Here is a 16469-nt window from a genome sequence, read left to right as displayed (position 1 = left end):
TAGGGACTTTTTTGGTTCCTAGGCTTCTTGGTTTCCGATCAGAACGGGAAGCCTATGGAGAGGTGAAAGGTGCCCTCTGGGTCCTCGGGGCGCGGGTTTAGGTTGTGGCCATATTCCAAGCGCACGGGCCCGATGATGGTGTTGTAACGGAGTCCGAGTCCGACACTGAACAAGTCCTCGTAGATGTAGTTATCCATGGATACTTCATCTACCCAAGTTCGAAGTGAATCGGAGAAGAGGACTACGTTCAACTGATCGAGGATCGGGTATTCAACCTCCATGTTGAGTTGAGCGTAAGCGAGTGGATTCTTAAGGTTTCCGTCGACGATCGGCGCAGCGCCACCGCGGCGGTATCCACGTATCGAGTTTTCCCCGCCTACAATGAAACGGTCGGAGTAAGATAGATTTTCTGCATTGTCTCCTATGATGCCTCCACGTGCTCCGAGGTGAAAAATCCAGCGGCTTCCGACGCGTTGGTGTATCGCGGCACTCAACTCTGGTTTGATGAAATCAGTTTCCCCTCCGAGAGAAGTCCCAGCGTACTGGATTGTTCCCGTTAGCTCGTAACCGTCAGTTGGGTACAAGAGATTATCCAATGTGCTTCGCGAAGCCCGAAGCGAAATACTTCCCACGTTCGCCTCGCCGAGTCCGAGCTCTTCGCCCAATTCCGGATTGCTGGATTCCTTCAGCTCAAATGCATAGTCCAGTCCGACGTCGACTTTAAGTTTCGTGAGACGAGTGAAGAGGCCCAAGGTCACCCCTTGTTCAGTGCGGTCGAAATTGATCTCTTGCCGGTCGAGATAGTTGAGCTCGAAGGTACCTGTTATATTCTCTCCGAATATGTCAGGTACGGTGTAGTCGATTCCCCCGCTCGTGGACTTAAGCGATTGGATAGCCGAGAAGGAAAGTGTGTGAGCCCTTCCAAAAAGATTATCCCTTTCTGCCAGAAAACCTCCTCTGAATTGTTCGTAGCTGCCGTATCCAAACAGCAACTGGGCTTGGACGCGATCACCGTTGGTATATTCGTAGACGGCTTTTCGCTGGCCTTCTCCATCGTCTTCGTAGCGCAAATCGATCCGGTCGAAAATCCCCAGTCTTGAGAGGTTTCTGCGAGCGGCCTCGGTTTCGGTAATGTCGAGTTCTTCTCCGATTTCGAGATCTGCTTTTCTATTTAATAGAGGTGTATGCGTATCGGTCGCTCCGACATGTTCGACGCCGGAAAGAGTGTATTTGGCGCCTCGACGGACATCGAATTGGAGATACACTTGGATGGTGTCGCCTTCTGGCTCTGATTTTGCGATACGGCTGCTTACGCTAGTGTCTGGGTATCCAAGATTGTAGGACTTATTTCGAAGGTTTCGTATCTGATCCTCTACCCAGGTTCTCGTGTACACCCGATCCACTTCGAGTTGCTCGATCTCAGGCTCCTTTTCCTTTTCGAGATAGTGGATCTCGACTTGTTCTATTTCGTAGAGGGGACCTTCGTTGACGGAAAAAACGACATCAACGGCACCAGTTTCCCGATCGATATCGGTCGATTTAATCGTTACCTTTGCGTCAATTCTACCAAGCGTCGCGAGGACAGCTGCGAGTTGTTTCTGATGGTTGGAGACGATGTTGGGAGAGTAGGATTTGTCTTTCTTCCTAGAATACAGAGCTGTGTCTGGGATGATGTAGGCCTTCGCTTCATCGGTGTCGATGGAGCTCAATCCCTCGATTTCAACCGTGTCGTAGTAATACAAGGTGTTTGGATTTACGGTGTAGCGTATTTTCTGAGCGACTACGTCTTCTGGTATTTTTGCTTCGAAAGGAGCTCTCCACTCGACATCGTTGATTGAGCCGTCCTCCATCTCATATTCAGCGGAGACTGTGGCGTCGAGGTAGCCATTTTGTGTTAATCGTGTGAGGAGCAGAAAGGCTCCATCATCCATTTTTTGAGCGCTCAGATCGCCATCGCCTATGTCTAGCAGAGTAAGGGCACTTCGGAGCTCGGCATTTCCGAATAGACCAAAGCCTTTAACCTTCACGGGCTTGGCCAAAGATTCCGTCGCCGCGAAAGCGGATACGAATAAGGCAGCGATTATAAATGTAGAGCGGCGGAAGGGAGACACGGGTCGTCTAGTAGGAAGTTGGGAGCGGTTTATCGTCTGAAGAAGGTCCATTTAAGGTTGCCGTTAAATTCGTCTCGTTTGTCGTACTCACCCTCGACTTCGAGGGTCTCGCTGAGCTGGTAAGTGGCGTTTATCGTTTTCTTGCCTTGGTGCGAGATCTCCTGTCCCACTTCCACATTCAGCTTACTTGCTGAGTCGCTGTTTCCCCCGGTTAGTTTTCTAAATAGGCCTTTGCCGATAAACATCCCGAGTGAGCTTGCGGAATTTTGGGCAAGGCTGCCGGAGCTGTCCGGTACGGTGCCGGTGGTTAGGAGAAGGAGTGCGTCCACCTGCGTAAGAGCCGGGTTTGAAGTGATCACGAGTTCGATATCGTCGACGGTGCCACTGACGTCGAGGCTGACATCGTATGCGAAGAGGCGACCTTCAGCGATCGCTTCTAGCTGGAGTTCGGACGGACGATCGCGGGTGATCAGAGCTTGACCGTTCTTTAGGTTCAAGGAGCTGGCGGGGAAGATGACCCGTCCTGAGTTCGTCTCCGCTTTACCGATCAGGAGTGGAGTGCCGAGGCTGCCTTCCAGAACGAAATCGGCGGAAAGTGTGCCTTCAAAGAAGGAGTTGGAGACGCGTAGAAATTCATCACCGCGAATCGTCAGGTTGAGCCCCCAATCTTTGAACGGTTCCTGTTCAACTGCGAAGTAGGGTGGGCGTGTGCTGACGGTTTTAGCCGAGCTCGCGATCAGGTTGGGCTCAACCAGAAATAGTCCTTTAGTCAGCATGACTGAACCTTTGATCTGCGGCGGGGCTTTGTCGGGCGATACTACTGCCACGTCGATGTCACCGCTCATCACGAGACCGTCGTCGCGTAGCATCGGAAACTCCTTGCTCGTGAACTTCAGATCGAGGCGCGGTCGCTCGATATCGTTTATGTCCGCGGTACCAGCGAGACTGAAGGGGCTTTTTTCGGCGGTACCCGTCAGTTTTTCAACGGTCACGATTCCCTCTTCGTAGCGGACTCGCCCAGAAATTTTGGACATGGCGCTTAGAGGTGGAGCCGGTCGTGTGGCTAAGTTTTCGATTTCAGCCACGGCGGAAATTTTCCCGTTTTCGAAGTTGGCATCGACGATAGCTTTTCCCTCCTGGCGAATGATTGGTGGAAGCCAGGCTTTAAGGGCTGCGAACTCGACGAGCTCAATTCTTGCGTGTCCGGTGAGGGGGGCGAGATCGAGTGCCGTCGCGTTCTGGGCAGCCTGCAGGAGTGTTGTATCGCCGAGTGGCAGGGTGGCATTGGCAGTAATGATGTTGTTTCCGAAGTGCGCCTCGAGCTGCGAGATCTCAATTCCATCCGAATCGGCATCGAGAGTGGTCTTGAAGTCACGGAGGCTGAGGCTTCTGCTAGGTTCGGTCGGATGGGTCCAGTCCAGGGAGGCTAACTGCAAGTTTATGTGGCCGGTCGGGTTGTCGAGCGTACCTTCGAGATTTGCTCGGATGACTGGTTTCTTGAGCGCGACTGGTACCACTTTGGCCAGTGAATTCCAAAAATCTGGGTGAGGAGATGATTCCAACGAGAAAGCGACAGGCGCGTCGTGAAGTATCTCCGTCTTGATCGCTTTTTGTGCCCAATAAATGGATATGGGAAATTGACCTTCGGCCACGAGGATATGCTTCGAGTCAGCGCCGATTTCGAGGTGATCGATATTGATGTTGTTTCGACTTTCTGGATTGGAGTTAGCTGTCCAGTTCAGGCCGATAGTACTGGTGTCGGTGATAGCCCATGCGGCTGATCCGGATGTCTTTATTTCGGACGCGTCTTCGGTAAGATGGATATCTGTATCGAGTTCCTGGATGCTAAAATTCGGAACAGGGGTAGCTAACCAGTTGTTGAAAATGTCGGTCCGGAAATTCGAGGCGGTCGCTTGAATATCGAAGCTGGCAGAGGAAAGCAGGAAGCTCGACAGCTGGAGCTGCTCGCCGTTTGAGCCGTCTAAAGCAATATTCGCCAAGGTGGCATCGCCCGTTTCGTTGTCCATTTCAACTGTCGCTGGCTGATCTAGAGTCAGGATTGGTGCCCCATCGATCAGGGCGAGGGCCAGTTGATTGAGAGTCAACTTCATCGCTTCGGACCCTCGTTCCACCGCGAGCGCCAGATTCAGTTTTTCTAACTCGGTACGAGCGGCAAGTTCGGCGGTAAGGCTGGAGAGTCGACCGTTTACCTGAGCATCGAGGGAGAGCATCTGAGTTTGCGGAAACTTCACGGAGTCGAGCTGCAGGCTGCCAGCGAATTGCGGATCAGTCGCGGGTCCGCTCACTTCGAGGTCGCCATCGATAGCCTGCCAGTCGAACTCGGGCAATAGGTCTCGCAAACGTTGCGATTCGTTTAGGACCTTTAGGTGGAGCGTACTCGGGGCTAGCTCTTGGGTCTCGATATTGTATCCGCCTCTTAAAGACAACTCAGACCCCTTCTCGGAGACGATGGCGAACGAGTGGATCGATGCCTGTTTTCCGTCAAGGTCGAGATTGGCTTCCAAGGTGGCGAGTGCGGTATCCCACAGGCTCACGTTCGCTCCGGCGAGCTTGGCGCTGATAATGGGGGTACCGGAGCTTGAAGTCTTAGTCGTTAGAGTGGCTTCAACTTTGCCGCCGGCTTCGATGTAGGGAACCTTGGCGAGGTCGAGTTTGGCTTCGAGCATGGCCGCTTCGAGGGGATTCTCTAGGGAGAAGTCCAACTCGATAGGTTTGTCGTTTTCGACGAGAAGCCACGGTAGGTTGACCTTCGCGGTTTCGATCTGGACTAGCTTCTGAGAACCTTTTCCGGCGAGGAATATATTGGCTTCTTCGCTTTGTTCGGATGCGTCGAAAGCCTCAAGCTGATAGTCGAAGGCCTCGCTTGCCCAGTTGGCTAGCACGTTTAGCTGGACGGCTGGTACCTTCTCGAGGTTCGCCATAAATGGGTAGCGTTGGTCGAGTCCGAAGCCTGAGGACCTAACGCTGGCTGTTTTCGGGATAAAGTCATCGGCCCATGCGGCTTCGAGTTCGACTCTGTTTCCCGAACTCAGCAGGGTGCCGCCGATTTCAGTGGTTTCCGTGGTGGAGGTGAGTGTGGACTCCAAGCTCAGTTCGTAAGTCGGGACCATGACCTCGAGGTCCCAGCTCTGCTCGCTCTCAAACGTCAACTTCAGTTCGGCTTCCAGACTTTGCGGCATGTAGCCTGCCTTCACCGCGAGAGCTAGGGGGCTTAGTTGTACGTCTTCGATTGAAGCGGTTTCGACCCCGTCCACCACTACGATTCCTTCGGAAACTTCGACGGACGCGAGGTAGTTGCCCAATTGGGCGAGGCTATCGTTCACGAGCTTGAAGATCGCGTGAGGAGTCAGCGGTTCAGTTGCCTGCTTTTCTTCGGGAGCCGGAGCGGTGGTAATGTCCAGTTTCCAGTTCTGGACTGCGAGATTTTGGGTAGCGGGCTTCGAAGAAAAGTGGGAGAAGACCAGCTTGGTCGGAGACGGGAGCTCGATTGATTCGGCCGTGGCAGTGAGGTTCTCTTGTGCGTACTCTAGCCGGCTGATTTGCCAGCGATCCCACGAGAGGGCGTCCACCGAATCCATGTTTACGCCGGCCATGGCGGCCAGCGGCTTGGCGATCCAGGGAGACCAGAGGGGGAAGGAGAGGACCGTGAGAACAAAGACCGCTAGCAAAGCGATCGCGACTCGTTTTGTTTTCTTAAATCTGGGCTTTTTTTGTTTCTTGGGAGGCGAGTTCGTCATTCAACGTGAAAGTTACTGCTTCTGCCCGCTCCAAGAAATCGTCAAGGAACGGTGAGATGAAATGTTACGGTAGCTAGGTTTTTGCCATTAATGAGCAAATCGACCGAGTTGCTACCTGTGTAGTATCTACGAGTGGAAATTGGTTTCAGGTGAAAGTATTTTATCACGGTCTTTTTCGACTTTCCGGGAAGTGTCGCAATGGCGCCTTTGAATACCTTGGGGGCGGTGCTTCCGCTCGCTTTGACCAAATGGAAACGATAGTCGATAATCAATTGTTGTTCAGCGGATTGCGTAGATTCAAGTTCGACGGACAGTTTCAGTTTCTCGCCAAGCTGGATTGACTCGGGAGAAACTGAAAAGTGGCGGATAGCGATTTTGGGTGAACCATATCCGAGCAACTTTAGGCATTCCGCGTCGCCTTTTTTTATTAATGTCCGGCAGGCGTGTTTGACGAGGCGACGTCGCTGCGGCGTGGCGTCTTGCAACCATCGTCTGGCAATTTTCAATGTGACTTGCGGGTTGTCTTTGGAAATGTCGTTGAGGTTGTTGGCTACGGATCGGCGGACGTATTCGGATGGATCGTCGCGAAGGGTTTCTAGGAGAGGAAGCACGTAGCTTGGATCTTTTTTGAAGGCCGGAATTTGCTCGCCCCAGGGCAAGCGTGAGCGGGTGCCCTCGGAAACCAGCCGTCGCAAGTTGGGGTCAGGATCCGCAGCCCATTTTTCCAGATGTGGCAAAATGCGATCGTGATCGGTGTTCAGAAAAACTCGGATTCCAAATTCGGCTGTGAAGCGCTTCGTGACCTCTGGGATGAGTTTCATGGATGCCTTCCAAGATTTTGTCCCGTGAGCGCTCAGCAATGAGTTGAGCGGGAAAAACAGCCAAGTATCGAAGCTGGTGTCCTCTTCGAGGGTGGGAAGCGATTCGATCGCTCGGCGGACGATATCTAAAGCTGTTTCCGGCTCGGACGGCAGCTCTTCCCAAAGCATTTCTCCGATGTGCTGGGCTCGAGCTTTGAGCTCAAGGGAATCGAGTTTCTCCAGGCATCGCTTGGAAAATCTGCGGTGTTTGAAATCCGGGTACGCCTCGCGGACCAACTCAGCCAGTTTGCGAACGACCGCGGGGCTGATCAGGTTTTTGAACGGTTGGGGTCCGCTAGTCTCGTTGTGGGCGTCGCTCTTTGGGGCGGCTTCAGCGTTCGATTTTTTTGGCATCCGCCTCCTCTTTCTCCCTTTGGTAATCCGCTTCGCTTTGGATGGTGATAATCTTCTGGATGGCTACGTTGGAGGGCAGGGTGACATAGGACCCGCCGTCTGTCTTGATTTTCAGGTACATTATGGTGACGTCCTTTAAGATGCCATTGTACTTAGGCTCATTCTCCACGGACAAGCGGTCCCCGATGCGGTAGGGGAAGGTAAAGTATAGTAGGACGCTGGCGGTTACGTTGCTCAGAATCGACCAGTTGGCGAAAAACGCGACCCCGACCAAGGCAAAGAACGAGCTGGTGGCGAGGAAGATACCCTGTATTCCGAATCCCAGTACGTTGGAAATGACCCCGACTGAAACTATATAGATCAAGGTTTGGCCACCCTTGGATATCCCCGCGGTACGCTGCTCCGCGAAGTGATGTTTTTCACCGGTGAGGGAGATATAGCGGCGAAAGAGACGTACGGTGACATAGGTCAAGATGATCACCAGCACAGTTACGCCTGCTTTGATGACTTCGTTGCTGTTGCCTTCGATCAAATTGAGAAACCAATCTTTCATAGAGGATGGGGAATTTATTGTGGAGGGATGCGAATGCGAGGCCCGAAGCAAGATTTCCAATGCTCGGACAGCTTCTCAAGTAAGGTATTTTTAGTTGTGGCGCTTTAGCAGCTGTGGCTAGTGGAGCAGTTTTGATGAATTGGGTATACGAAGCAGTAGCGAGCGCCTTGTTTTTAGGGGTGTACGACGTTTTTAAGAAGCGTTCAGTCATGGATAACGCCGTCATTCCGGCCCTGTACATCAGTGTGTGCACTGGAGCGTCGCTTTGGATTCCGTGGGTGATTTGGTCCAGCCAAGGGGAAACGCCCTTTCCATTCCTTCAGGTGGAGTCGCTGCAATTGGTCGACCATCTCCGGCTTCTGCTCAAATCAACGATCGTCTCGGTTTCATGGGTTTTGTCCTACTTCGCTCTGAAGCACTTGCCGGTATCGCTGGCGGGTGGAATTCGCGCTACGGGGCCGTTTTGGACTCTCCTTGCTGCGGTCGTCATCTTCACCGAAAGGCCCAATGGGCTCCAATGGTGGGGGATCGCGGTGACCTTGCTTTCGTTTGTTGCCCTATCCTTTGCCGGTAAGCGCGAAGGCTTCGTTTTCCACCGGAACAGGTGGGTCTTTTGTATGATTGGCGGGACTTTGGCTGGCACTGTTAGTGGCTTGTACGACAAGTATCTGATGGGGACGCTGGGCTATCAGGCTTCCACTGTACAGGCTTGGTTTTCAATTTACCTAGTCGTCGTGATGTTTCCCATGATGTTGGGCTGGTGGCGTCGGTGGTGGCCGCGAGGAGCGTTTGAATGGCGCTGGTCTATGCCGCTGATTGGCGTCTCGCTCTTGGTGGCGGACTACCTCTATTTTCAGGCTCTGCGGGATGAGGATGCGATGATCTCAGTGGTTTCCTGTCTGCGGAGGGGCGGCGTTTTAGTCAGTTTCACAGCGGGGTATTTCCTTTTCAAAGAAAGAAACTATCGAGCCAAGACGCCTTGTGTTCTCGGTATCCTGCTTGGGGTGGTCTTGATCGTCCTCGCCCGCTAGCCCGTTCCTATTGCGAGAACTGGATGGGAATCATCAAGGAAACGTAGACGGCTTGTCCGTCTACTCGGATGGGCTTGTATTTGATATGGCTAACCGCCCGCATGGCCGCTTCTTCGAATCCCGGAGTCGAGGTGGAGACGATTCTTGGGTTCATGACGTTACCCTCTGGATTGATGACGAATTCGACGCTAACGGCTGAGGTCTTGCCGGTGTTTATCAGCTCATCCGGATAGAACTCCGCGAAGGCAGGCATAAAGCTCAAGGTAGGGGACTGATCCAGCTCGAAGGAGGGAATGATCGGAACGTCGATTTCCTTGAAGACTTCGCGACCCATCTCGACGTTTAGTTTGTGTTCGAAAGCTATTTTGAAATCGAAAGGGATTTTCACTCGGATCGCGATGGGCACGCCGTTTTTGGTAGCCGGCTCGAAAATCCATTCCGAGCAAGCGATCATAGCGGCCAGACCAAACTCTTCGTGGGTGGCTCTGTCGACCATTGGGTCGACGACTGTGCCGAACATGTCGACCGACGCGATTATTATGGCCTCGCCTTCGACGCCGCGTGAATAGAGCTCGGGAGGGTGTGTGGGGTCCACTTTGTAGATCGCGACGGGCGGTACGATCTCCCCGTCGGTCTTTTCCTCTGCGCCCAAAGGTGATGAGACCCAAACAAGAAGCAGGCATAGGCTGGAGCTAAACTGGCGAAAATGGCGAAACATAGATCAAGTCGGCAGCGATATATGGATAAGCTCCCTAAGGATAATTCGGATGAATCACCAGCGGTTTTAGTCGATTCCCTGCCGGGATTCGTTTGTTTTACCTTTTAATGGAAGATGAGCCGGTTGAATTTCCCATTTCGGACGAATTGGACTTACACACCTTTCGGCCTGGAGAGGTCAAAGAGCTGCTGCCCGACTATTTCGAACTCTGTCGCGAAAAGGGAATTTTCAAGGTCCGGGTGATCCACGGAAAGGGTACGGGCGCTCTCAGAGAGCTGGTGCATGCCCAACTAAAAAAGAACGACTCGGTGATCCGATTCGAATTGGGCGATCAGACAAGTGGCGGCTGGGGGGCGACCTTGGTCTGGCTCAAGCAGAGCGAGGTGACTGAGCCTTAGTCGGTGGAAGCGCGTTGCTTGTCCTTGAGCGACTTTTTGTAGGACTCCATCTGTGGCCGGACATGAGTGTCCATGCAAGTTGGGCAGATAGAGTGGGTGAAGTCAGCTCCAGTTCGCTCGTTCACGTATTGCTCGATTTGCTCCCATAGATCTCCGTCGTTGCGAACCTTTTTACAGTAGCAGCAAATGGGGATCAGGCTTTCGAGGCGGCGAACCTGATGGTTAAAATTGAGAATGCGTTCGGCCACGCGTAGGCGGTTCCAGATGTCGTCCGAGCCGATCGGCTTTTTGAGAAAGTCGTCTACGCCAGCGTTGATGGCGGCTTCGAGATTCGGTTTGGAGCGTTTTTGAGCACTGACCAACACGAAGTAGGTGTAGCTCTCCTTCATGCTCTCGCGAAGTCTACGGCAAAGCTCTAGTCCGTCTATTTCAGGAATTTTCCAGTCGCTAATCACGATCTGCGGGCGCTCGAGCTCGAATGAGTTCCATGCCTCTTGTCCATCCTCGTAGGAGCGGACGTCATAGCCGAGCATACTGGTAACGTTTTCGAGAAGGCGTCGTGTGGTACGATCGTCTTCGACTATGTGGACTTTGTACTTGGAACTCATAACTGCGTCAGATTCCTTACATCGGCAAGCCCAGCTATAAGTGTAAGACCTTATGGCCTTAAGTTTTTCACTCAGATCCAATTAACACTCGATTTACGACGGAATAGGTCCGGCTTTCGGTCGACAAAAGGCTTCCATTCTCAAAGTCGATCCGTCACCCCTTGTTACTGATTTTAGCCCGGCAGGAGAGCTTAAATGGCGACCAGCACAGTAGAGAACTACATCAAGAAGATTTATACCCTGCAGTTCGAGCAAGGAGCGGGAGGCAACGTGAGCATGGGAGAACTTGCGACTGCATTGGAGGTTACTCCCGGTACCGCGACCACCATGGTGAAGTCCTTGGCCAAAACTGGACTGGTTGGCTACACGCCTCGTGTCGGGGTGGAGTTAACTGGGCAAGGCAAGGAGCTCGCTCTTTTGGTTTTGCGCCGCCACCGCATGGTTGAGCTTTTTCTGGTACAGGTCTTGGGCATGGATTGGCATGAGATTCACGACGAGGCGGAGGCGTTGGAGCACGTCATATCCGATCGAGTTTTAGAGCGGATCGATGTGCTACTGGGTCGACCCGAGCTTGATCCGCACGGCGACCCTATTCCTGACGCTCGTGGAATTATCGCTGAGCGAGACTTGGTGCCGCTCTCAATGTGCAAGCAAGGGCAACGCGCTCGAGTGGGCCGCATCGAAAATCAAGAAGACGCCTTTCTCAAGTACCTCGAGCAGATCGAGCTGACCCCGGGCACGCAACTTTCCATATCGCAGTATGACAAGCAGGCAGGCGTCATGACCCTGCTGTTTCAATCGGGAGAAATCAGACAATTGGGGATGGAAGCGGCTCGCAAGATCAGCGTGGAGCTGGAGGGGGTCGAGTGAGAGAATGGGATTGGCTGGCAGCCTTGGCAGGTGGCGTCGTTTTTGTCTGGGCGATCAGCTATTTCCGAATCCGGTCGCTCAAGAAATCCGCGTTAGTCCGCTCCGCTGAACTTGAAAATAAGCTCGCTGACTTGGAAAAGGACAATGCGGTTTGGCAGGAGCGTTGCCGAAATGCGGAGACGCTTAGCGACGGAACACGGGGCGAGCTTTCAGAAGCTCGGAAACAAAACGCGGAGCTGGACCGCCAGCTTGCCGCCTCTCGTCAAGCGGCTCGAGACATGGAGTTGAGGGTCGAAGAGCAAAAGCGGGAGCTCGCGGAGTTGCAAAAGAAGCTGACCGCAGAGTTCGAAGCTTTAGCTACTCGGGTACTCGATGCCAACTCCCAGAAATTCGTAGCTAGCAACAAAGAGAGCTTGGATAAATTGCTTCTGCCTTTGGCCGAAAAGTTAACGGATTTTCGTAGTCGTGTGGAGACTACGCATGATCAAAGTGTGAAGGACCGGGCCGAGCTTGTGGCTCAACTGAAGTTGCTTGGTGAAGCGAATCAGCAAATGAGCGAAGAAGCTCGTAACCTCACCACCGCACTTAAAGGGCAAAGCAAGACGCAAGGAAATTGGGGCGAGTTTATCTTGGAGTCCGTGTTGGAAAAGTCAGGTTTGGCGCAAGGCAGGGAGTTCCAGACCCAAGCGAGTTTTGTAGGGGAAGACGGAAGGCGGAAACAGCCGGATGTACTGATTCATTTGCCCGATGGGAAGCACCTCGTAGTTGATGCCAAAGTAAGCCTTGTCGCATATGAGCGCTGGGTGAATGAGGAGGACCCGCAACAGCGGGTTACGGCTCTGAAGGAGCATATCCAAAGTTTGAAACAGCATGTCACTGAGCTTGGAAAGAAACGATATGATACGCTTTACCAGATCCAGTCTCCTGATTTCGCTTTGATGTTTGTTCCGATCGAGCCTGCCTTTGCCCTCGCTGTACAGGAAGATCCGAGCTTGTTTGATTTCGCATTTGGGCAGAACGTAGTGATCGTAACGCCAACGACTCTTCTCGCGACCTTAAGAACTGTCGCCAATATATGGAGACAGGAGAAGCAAACGAGAAATGCTATCGAGATCGCGGAAAGGGGCGGAGCTCTCTACGATAAGTTTGTGGGCTTTTTCGAGGATATGAAAAAGGTCGGCGAACAGATTGGGCGTAGCCAACTTGCCTACGATTCGGCGATGAGCAAATTGTCGGAAGGGCGCGGAAACTTGGTGCAGCAAATCGAGCGCTTGAAGGAATTGGGAGCAAAAGCGAAGAAGGGTTTGCCGGAGGAAACGGTTGAATTGGCCTTCGAAGATTCCCAATTGGAAGCCTCGGACTGAGGGCCCCGAGCGGATTTGCGGGAGAGCTCATTGCTCATCCGTTGTCGAATCGAGAGTCTTTTCCGACTCCGTTCCCAAAGGTTTTGCGCTTGAAACCGATTCTCTATTGGAGAACAAACTTTAAAACTAAGACGATGATCGTACGTAACGAAGAGCAATACACCGCAATCAAAGAAGCCTCCCAAGTGGCAGCGACCGTGCTGGATCGCATGTGCGCGTTGGTTGTGCCAGGTATGAACACATACGATTTGGATCAGGCGGGCCGTCGTTTTATCGAGGAGCTGGAAGCCGAAAGCGCCTGCTACAAGTACCAAGTCGGTTCGCGCGTGTTCCCGTCTTGGACATGCCTCTCTGTTAACGACGAGGTGGTACACGGAATTGGAACGCTCGAACGAGTCCTCAAGGAAGGCGACATCATCAGTGTAGACGTTTGCACCCGCTATCGTGGTTACATTGGAGACAATTGCCGTACCGTTCCGGTTGGCAGGGTGGATTCCCAATTGCAGCGCTTGTTGGATGTGACGGAAGAGTCGATGTACGACGGCATTAAAAACGCGGTCGCCGGTAACAAGGTCGGCAAGATTTCCAGCGCGGTGCAGAAAAAGGTCGAGCGGGCGGGATTTAGCGTAATCCGAGATTTTGTGGGACACGGAGTGGGCAAGAGCCTGCACGAAGAGCCGCAAATCCCAAATTTTGGCCGCCCGGGAGATTACCAACGTCTCAAGCGAGGCATGGTCCTGTGTATCGAGCCGATGGTCAACATGGGCAAACACAAGATCGCCATGGGAGACGATGGATGGACAGCGCTCAGCGCAGACGGCAGCCCTTCCGCTCACTTCGAGCACACGGTTTTGGTAGGGGAAAATGGTCCTGAGATTTTGACCGTTCCCGAAGGTAAAACCGCTCCCGCACTTGCTTAAGCGACATTCACGGCCCGTCATTTAGGCGGGCTTTTTTTTGTCCGGATCTTGAGGGCAAAGAAAAGGCGGATCACCTACCCCTAAGTGATCCGCCATAGTTTTCTTAATTACCCCAAAAGATCTCGCTAAGCGAGATACACCGAGAAAGACGGGCGAAAGCCCAAAGTGTTCAATATTTTTTGCGATAAATACAAAAAAGTAGCATTTGGGCCAAATTTGAGAGGTTCCTAAGGATCGTTCTAGGCTTTGATACCTTTCTGGGCGAGTTGCTGGAGGCGCTCCGTTTCAGTGGCGGTTGTTTTGGCGACGAAACCGCTTTTGTGAGCGAAGTGAACATCTGGCTCCGCTTCGATACGGGTGTAGTCGAGGGCAGGATGATCATTGTAGCGCGAAATCCCGTAGCCCACGTTTCGCTTGTCTGGATAAATGGTGCCGGCCACTTCTCGATCGAGACCGCGCTCTCGGAGGAAGTGTCCGATTCCAGATGAAGCATCGTCGATCTCCGTTTCGACTCGCGGCAGGAAAAGGAATTTCAGGCCGCCCAATTCCCAGAGCTTGCTATGCTGGGCGACGAAGTCGATGCGTTGGCGCGTACCTGTCAGGTAGCCGACTAAGTCCTCTCCGACGAGTTTCATCATTTCCCAGATCGTGTCGCCCGGCAGAAGCTCCGACTTCGCTGCGAATCGCCTCAGTAGAGTCATGTCGATCGGAGAATTGAGTTTTCCGATGACGTCTCGCTCCACGCCCAGCCATTTGGCGGTTTGGTTGGGGCCACGACAATCGAACCATTCGGCAGGTTCTAGCCATTCGCAAAAAGTGCGGGCGTCCTCGTAAAGGCCGAGGCTTTGCAGGACTAGGGATAAAGCGCAGGTGGGAGCAGTGTCCTTGGAAAATTGGTGGTGATCAAAGTTGCCCAGTTCTGGGGCATGTTGGTCGCCCACATCGACGACAGCGATGCTTGGGTCTGCCAAATCTTCGGGAGTCGGCTCGCGGCGCTCTATGGGTGCCGGGCTTTGAGCCAAAAGGAGGCAGCAGGCGAGCAGATCGTCCTTATGGGCTGACCCTGGGTGGGTGAGGATTTTGCGGTAGTTTTGGTCGCTCATGTTCGAGCGACGGAAGCTAGGGGCCAGATTCGCTTAGGCAAACCGGAAAGGCTCTGCCGCGAATATAGTCGCTCAAGCGGTTTGCTTAGGCTCCTCGGTTTCTTCTGTTTCGAGATCTACGCTACCCACGTATTTCTTGAGCACCGCGAATTGCTCTTCGGACTGCTTGCTGATCTCTTCCAAGCCGTCTCGTATTTGAGACGGTGGCGTATCTTCCCATGACTGGGAGAGTCTGCCTGCTAAGTTGCGAATAACATTGAGTGGAGTCTTTAGCTTTTCCGCGAGAACGACTGACATAGGCCTTCCGTCCTCCGCGGTCTCTTTCGCCAAAGCGGCGCTTTCATTGCGCACGGTCTCGAGTTCCCGATTGCGCATTTTCAGCTCTCGACGAATTGCGATTAGCTCTTTTTCGAGCCCTGCCGCATTGGTTTGCTCTTTCAAGATCTGCGAGTCGCTATCTTCTTTCGCGGATTGAAGGTTCGCAATTTCCATGCGGAGAGCGTCGATCTCTTCAGGCGAGGTTTTCGCCAGTTCCGAAATTCGGTCCACTTCGTTCTCCATTCGAACGATCTCCTGCTCCATATCTGCGGTACGCAGGGATTGGGATTCGATGAAATGCTTCAGGTGGTCTTCTTCCGCATTTTTGCTCTTTTTGTGGAAGGCGATTGTCGCGGCGCCCATACGGGTTTGATCCACTAATTCTTCGAGCGGCTCGACTAAGCTAGTGCCGATCCGGCTGAGAATCAGAAAGTTGCCGAGTAAAAGTATTCCCAGTAGTGGAATCCAGAAAGCGGAGGTCGGGAGCTTGGTGATTTCCGCCAATTGCTGACGATACTCGTCGAGCTGGGGAAGAGCCAGGAGAGCGACGATTAGTATCTGAAATAGCAGGCTGAGAGCGACTTGCCGGTTGAGTATAGTCTTAGAATCTTTCACGGATAAGAAGATCTCCTAGGTGGTTCCACGTGGCGTCCTTGGTAGTTGAAGGGAATTCGAGGTAAAGCAAAATCGGGGCCATCGGTAGCCCCTCAGTCCATGGATGTTGTACTAGGGATTTCCTCTAGCAACGAACTTTTTTTGCCTTAGCTTCTCCGCCGACTACTATGCCTTGGAAGCTGAGATGTCTTTTAGTCGAGGCTATGTAAACGTTTAGCGCTCGATGTTCCGAACTCCTTTCGCCGCAACGCATCGATTTGCTCGTTTAGGCGCTGGTTCTCTCGACGTAAGCTGGAATTGTCGATGTTTAGCTCGGCTCTGATCCGCACGTAGCTGGCCACAAGGTCTTCAAACTCCTCAACTTTTCGGAAGCTTCGGTCGCGTTCCTTCCGGGTGGAGAAGAGTTCGGTCTCCATCTTTTCGATCTGTCCCGCCCGCGTTTCCGCTCGGTCTTGGGTGAGGCGAATGTACTCCCGAATGGTTTTTACTTCGCTAAATTGCTTGCTCGCAAATGTTTCGGTAACTAGGCCGAGTTTGCACTGGTTGCAAAGGTCTTTGATTGGCTTGGTCAACCTAGCGTGCAACGCGGATAGCAACAGGCTAAGTATGACCAGTGTGATCACGCTACCTAGGATCCAGAAGTACTCGGGCGGCATGCCGAGGGCCTTGCTTATTTGCTCCCTTTGAGTTTGCAGCCCTTCGTAGCCGAGCAGGAAAAAGGCTGCCGCGATGGTGCAAAGGCAGAGGATCAAGTAACAGTTGAAGGTGGATTTAAACGTTTTCACTTTCGCTAAGTTGGCTGCTCCCGCGGGAGCGTTTTTTATTAGGCGATTGTGCTATCGTTCCTTGGTGTCAGGAACGAGCGAGTTGGATTAAACAGGAATCGCG

Annotated in this window: 14 protein-coding genes; 5 read left to right on the top strand and 9 right to left on the bottom strand. The window is 52.8% G+C overall.

Annotation, left to right across the window (positions count from 1 at the left end; genetic code table 11):
• Positions 1–38: 38 nt before the first annotated feature.
• The 4 genes from H5P27_RS13240 to H5P27_RS13225 are packed head-to-tail and all read right to left on the bottom strand — an operon-like array spanning position 39 to position 7636.
• Positions 39–2111, bottom strand: coding sequence for a BamA/TamA family outer membrane protein (locus H5P27_RS13240; protein ID WP_185660877.1), 2073 nt, complete (start codon positions 2109–2111; stop codon positions 39–41).
• Between the two features lie 29 nt (positions 2112–2140).
• Positions 2141–5869: a translocation/assembly module TamB domain-containing protein gene (locus H5P27_RS13235; RefSeq protein WP_185660876.1), complete on the bottom strand. Its 3729-nt coding sequence runs from the start codon at positions 5867–5869 to the stop codon at positions 2141–2143.
• A 41-nt stretch (positions 5870–5910) separates the two neighbouring features.
• Positions 5911–7083: a DNA alkylation repair protein gene (locus tag H5P27_RS13230; protein WP_185660875.1), complete on the bottom strand. Its 1173-nt coding sequence runs from the start codon at positions 7081–7083 to the stop codon at positions 5911–5913.
• Entirely contained in the window at positions 7061–7636 is a 576-nt protein-coding gene (locus H5P27_RS13225; RefSeq protein ID WP_185660874.1) for a mechanosensitive ion channel family protein, read from the bottom strand. The genes H5P27_RS13230 and H5P27_RS13225 overlap by 23 nt, the downstream gene beginning before the upstream one ends.
• 134 nt (positions 7637–7770) lie before the next feature.
• Between H5P27_RS13225 and H5P27_RS13220 the strand changes: the two genes are divergently transcribed.
• On the top strand, positions 7771–8667 hold the full coding sequence (locus tag H5P27_RS13220) for a DMT family transporter (protein ID WP_185660873.1): 897 nt from the start codon (positions 7771–7773) through the stop codon (positions 8665–8667).
• 7 nt (positions 8668–8674) lie between these two features.
• Here H5P27_RS13220 and H5P27_RS13215 read toward each other — a convergent pair whose 3' ends face one another.
• Positions 8675–9385: an energy transducer TonB gene (locus tag H5P27_RS13215; protein WP_185660872.1), complete on the bottom strand. Its 711-nt coding sequence runs from the start codon at positions 9383–9385 to the stop codon at positions 8675–8677.
• A gap of 107 nt (positions 9386–9492) precedes the next feature.
• Here H5P27_RS13215 and H5P27_RS13210 point away from each other — a divergent pair, with 107 nt between their 5' ends.
• A complete protein-coding gene (locus H5P27_RS13210; RefSeq protein ID WP_185660871.1) occupies positions 9493–9783 on the top strand; it encodes a Smr/MutS family protein in 291 nt (96 codons plus the stop codon).
• On the opposite strand, the gene H5P27_RS13205 is transcribed toward H5P27_RS13210, so the two are convergent.
• Positions 9780–10391, bottom strand: a complete 612-nt coding sequence (locus tag H5P27_RS13205; RefSeq protein ID WP_185660870.1) for a response regulator — start codon at positions 10389–10391, stop codon at positions 9780–9782. The two genes, H5P27_RS13210 and H5P27_RS13205, sit on opposite strands and share 4 nt — an antisense overlap.
• A gap of 195 nt (positions 10392–10586) precedes the next feature.
• Between H5P27_RS13205 and H5P27_RS13200 the strand changes: the two genes are divergently transcribed.
• From H5P27_RS13200 to map, 3 genes are all read left to right on the top strand, one after another.
• Positions 10587–11261: a metal-dependent transcriptional regulator gene (locus tag H5P27_RS13200; RefSeq protein WP_185660869.1), complete on the top strand. Its 675-nt coding sequence runs from the start codon at positions 10587–10589 to the stop codon at positions 11259–11261.
• On the top strand, positions 11258–12625 hold the full coding sequence (locus H5P27_RS13195; RefSeq protein WP_185660868.1) for a DNA recombination protein RmuC: 1368 nt from the start codon (positions 11258–11260) through the stop codon (positions 12623–12625). Before H5P27_RS13200 ends, H5P27_RS13195 begins: the two co-directional genes overlap by 4 nt.
• A gap of 134 nt (positions 12626–12759) precedes the next feature.
• A complete protein-coding gene (gene map, locus H5P27_RS13190) occupies positions 12760–13545 on the top strand; it encodes a type I methionyl aminopeptidase (RefSeq protein ID WP_185660867.1) in 786 nt (261 codons plus the stop codon).
• Between the two features lie 239 nt (positions 13546–13784).
• On the opposite strand, the gene H5P27_RS13185 is transcribed toward map, so the two are convergent.
• From H5P27_RS13185 to H5P27_RS13175, 3 genes are all read right to left on the bottom strand, one after another.
• Positions 13785–14648 (bottom strand): MYG1 family protein, encoded by an 864-nt coding sequence (locus H5P27_RS13185; protein ID WP_185660866.1) that lies wholly within the window; start codon positions 14646–14648, stop codon positions 13785–13787.
• Positions 14649–14720: 72 nt separating this feature from the next.
• On the bottom strand, positions 14721–15581 hold the full coding sequence (locus H5P27_RS13180; RefSeq protein WP_185660865.1) for a hypothetical protein: 861 nt from the start codon (positions 15579–15581) through the stop codon (positions 14721–14723).
• Between the two features lie 191 nt (positions 15582–15772).
• The gene (locus H5P27_RS13175; protein ID WP_185660864.1) at positions 15773–16366 is read right to left on the bottom strand and encodes a hypothetical protein; all 594 of its coding nucleotides are present in this window, start codon (positions 16364–16366) and stop codon (positions 15773–15775) included.
• Positions 16367–16469: the final 103 nt, after the last annotated feature.

The sequence above is a fragment of the Pelagicoccus albus genome (assembly GCF_014230145.1).
GTDB classification, from domain to species: domain Bacteria; phylum Verrucomicrobiota; class Verrucomicrobiia; order Opitutales; family Opitutaceae; genus Pelagicoccus; species Pelagicoccus albus.
Note: the sequence above shows the minus strand (reverse complement) of the source record. Positions and strands in the feature narration are given on the sequence as shown.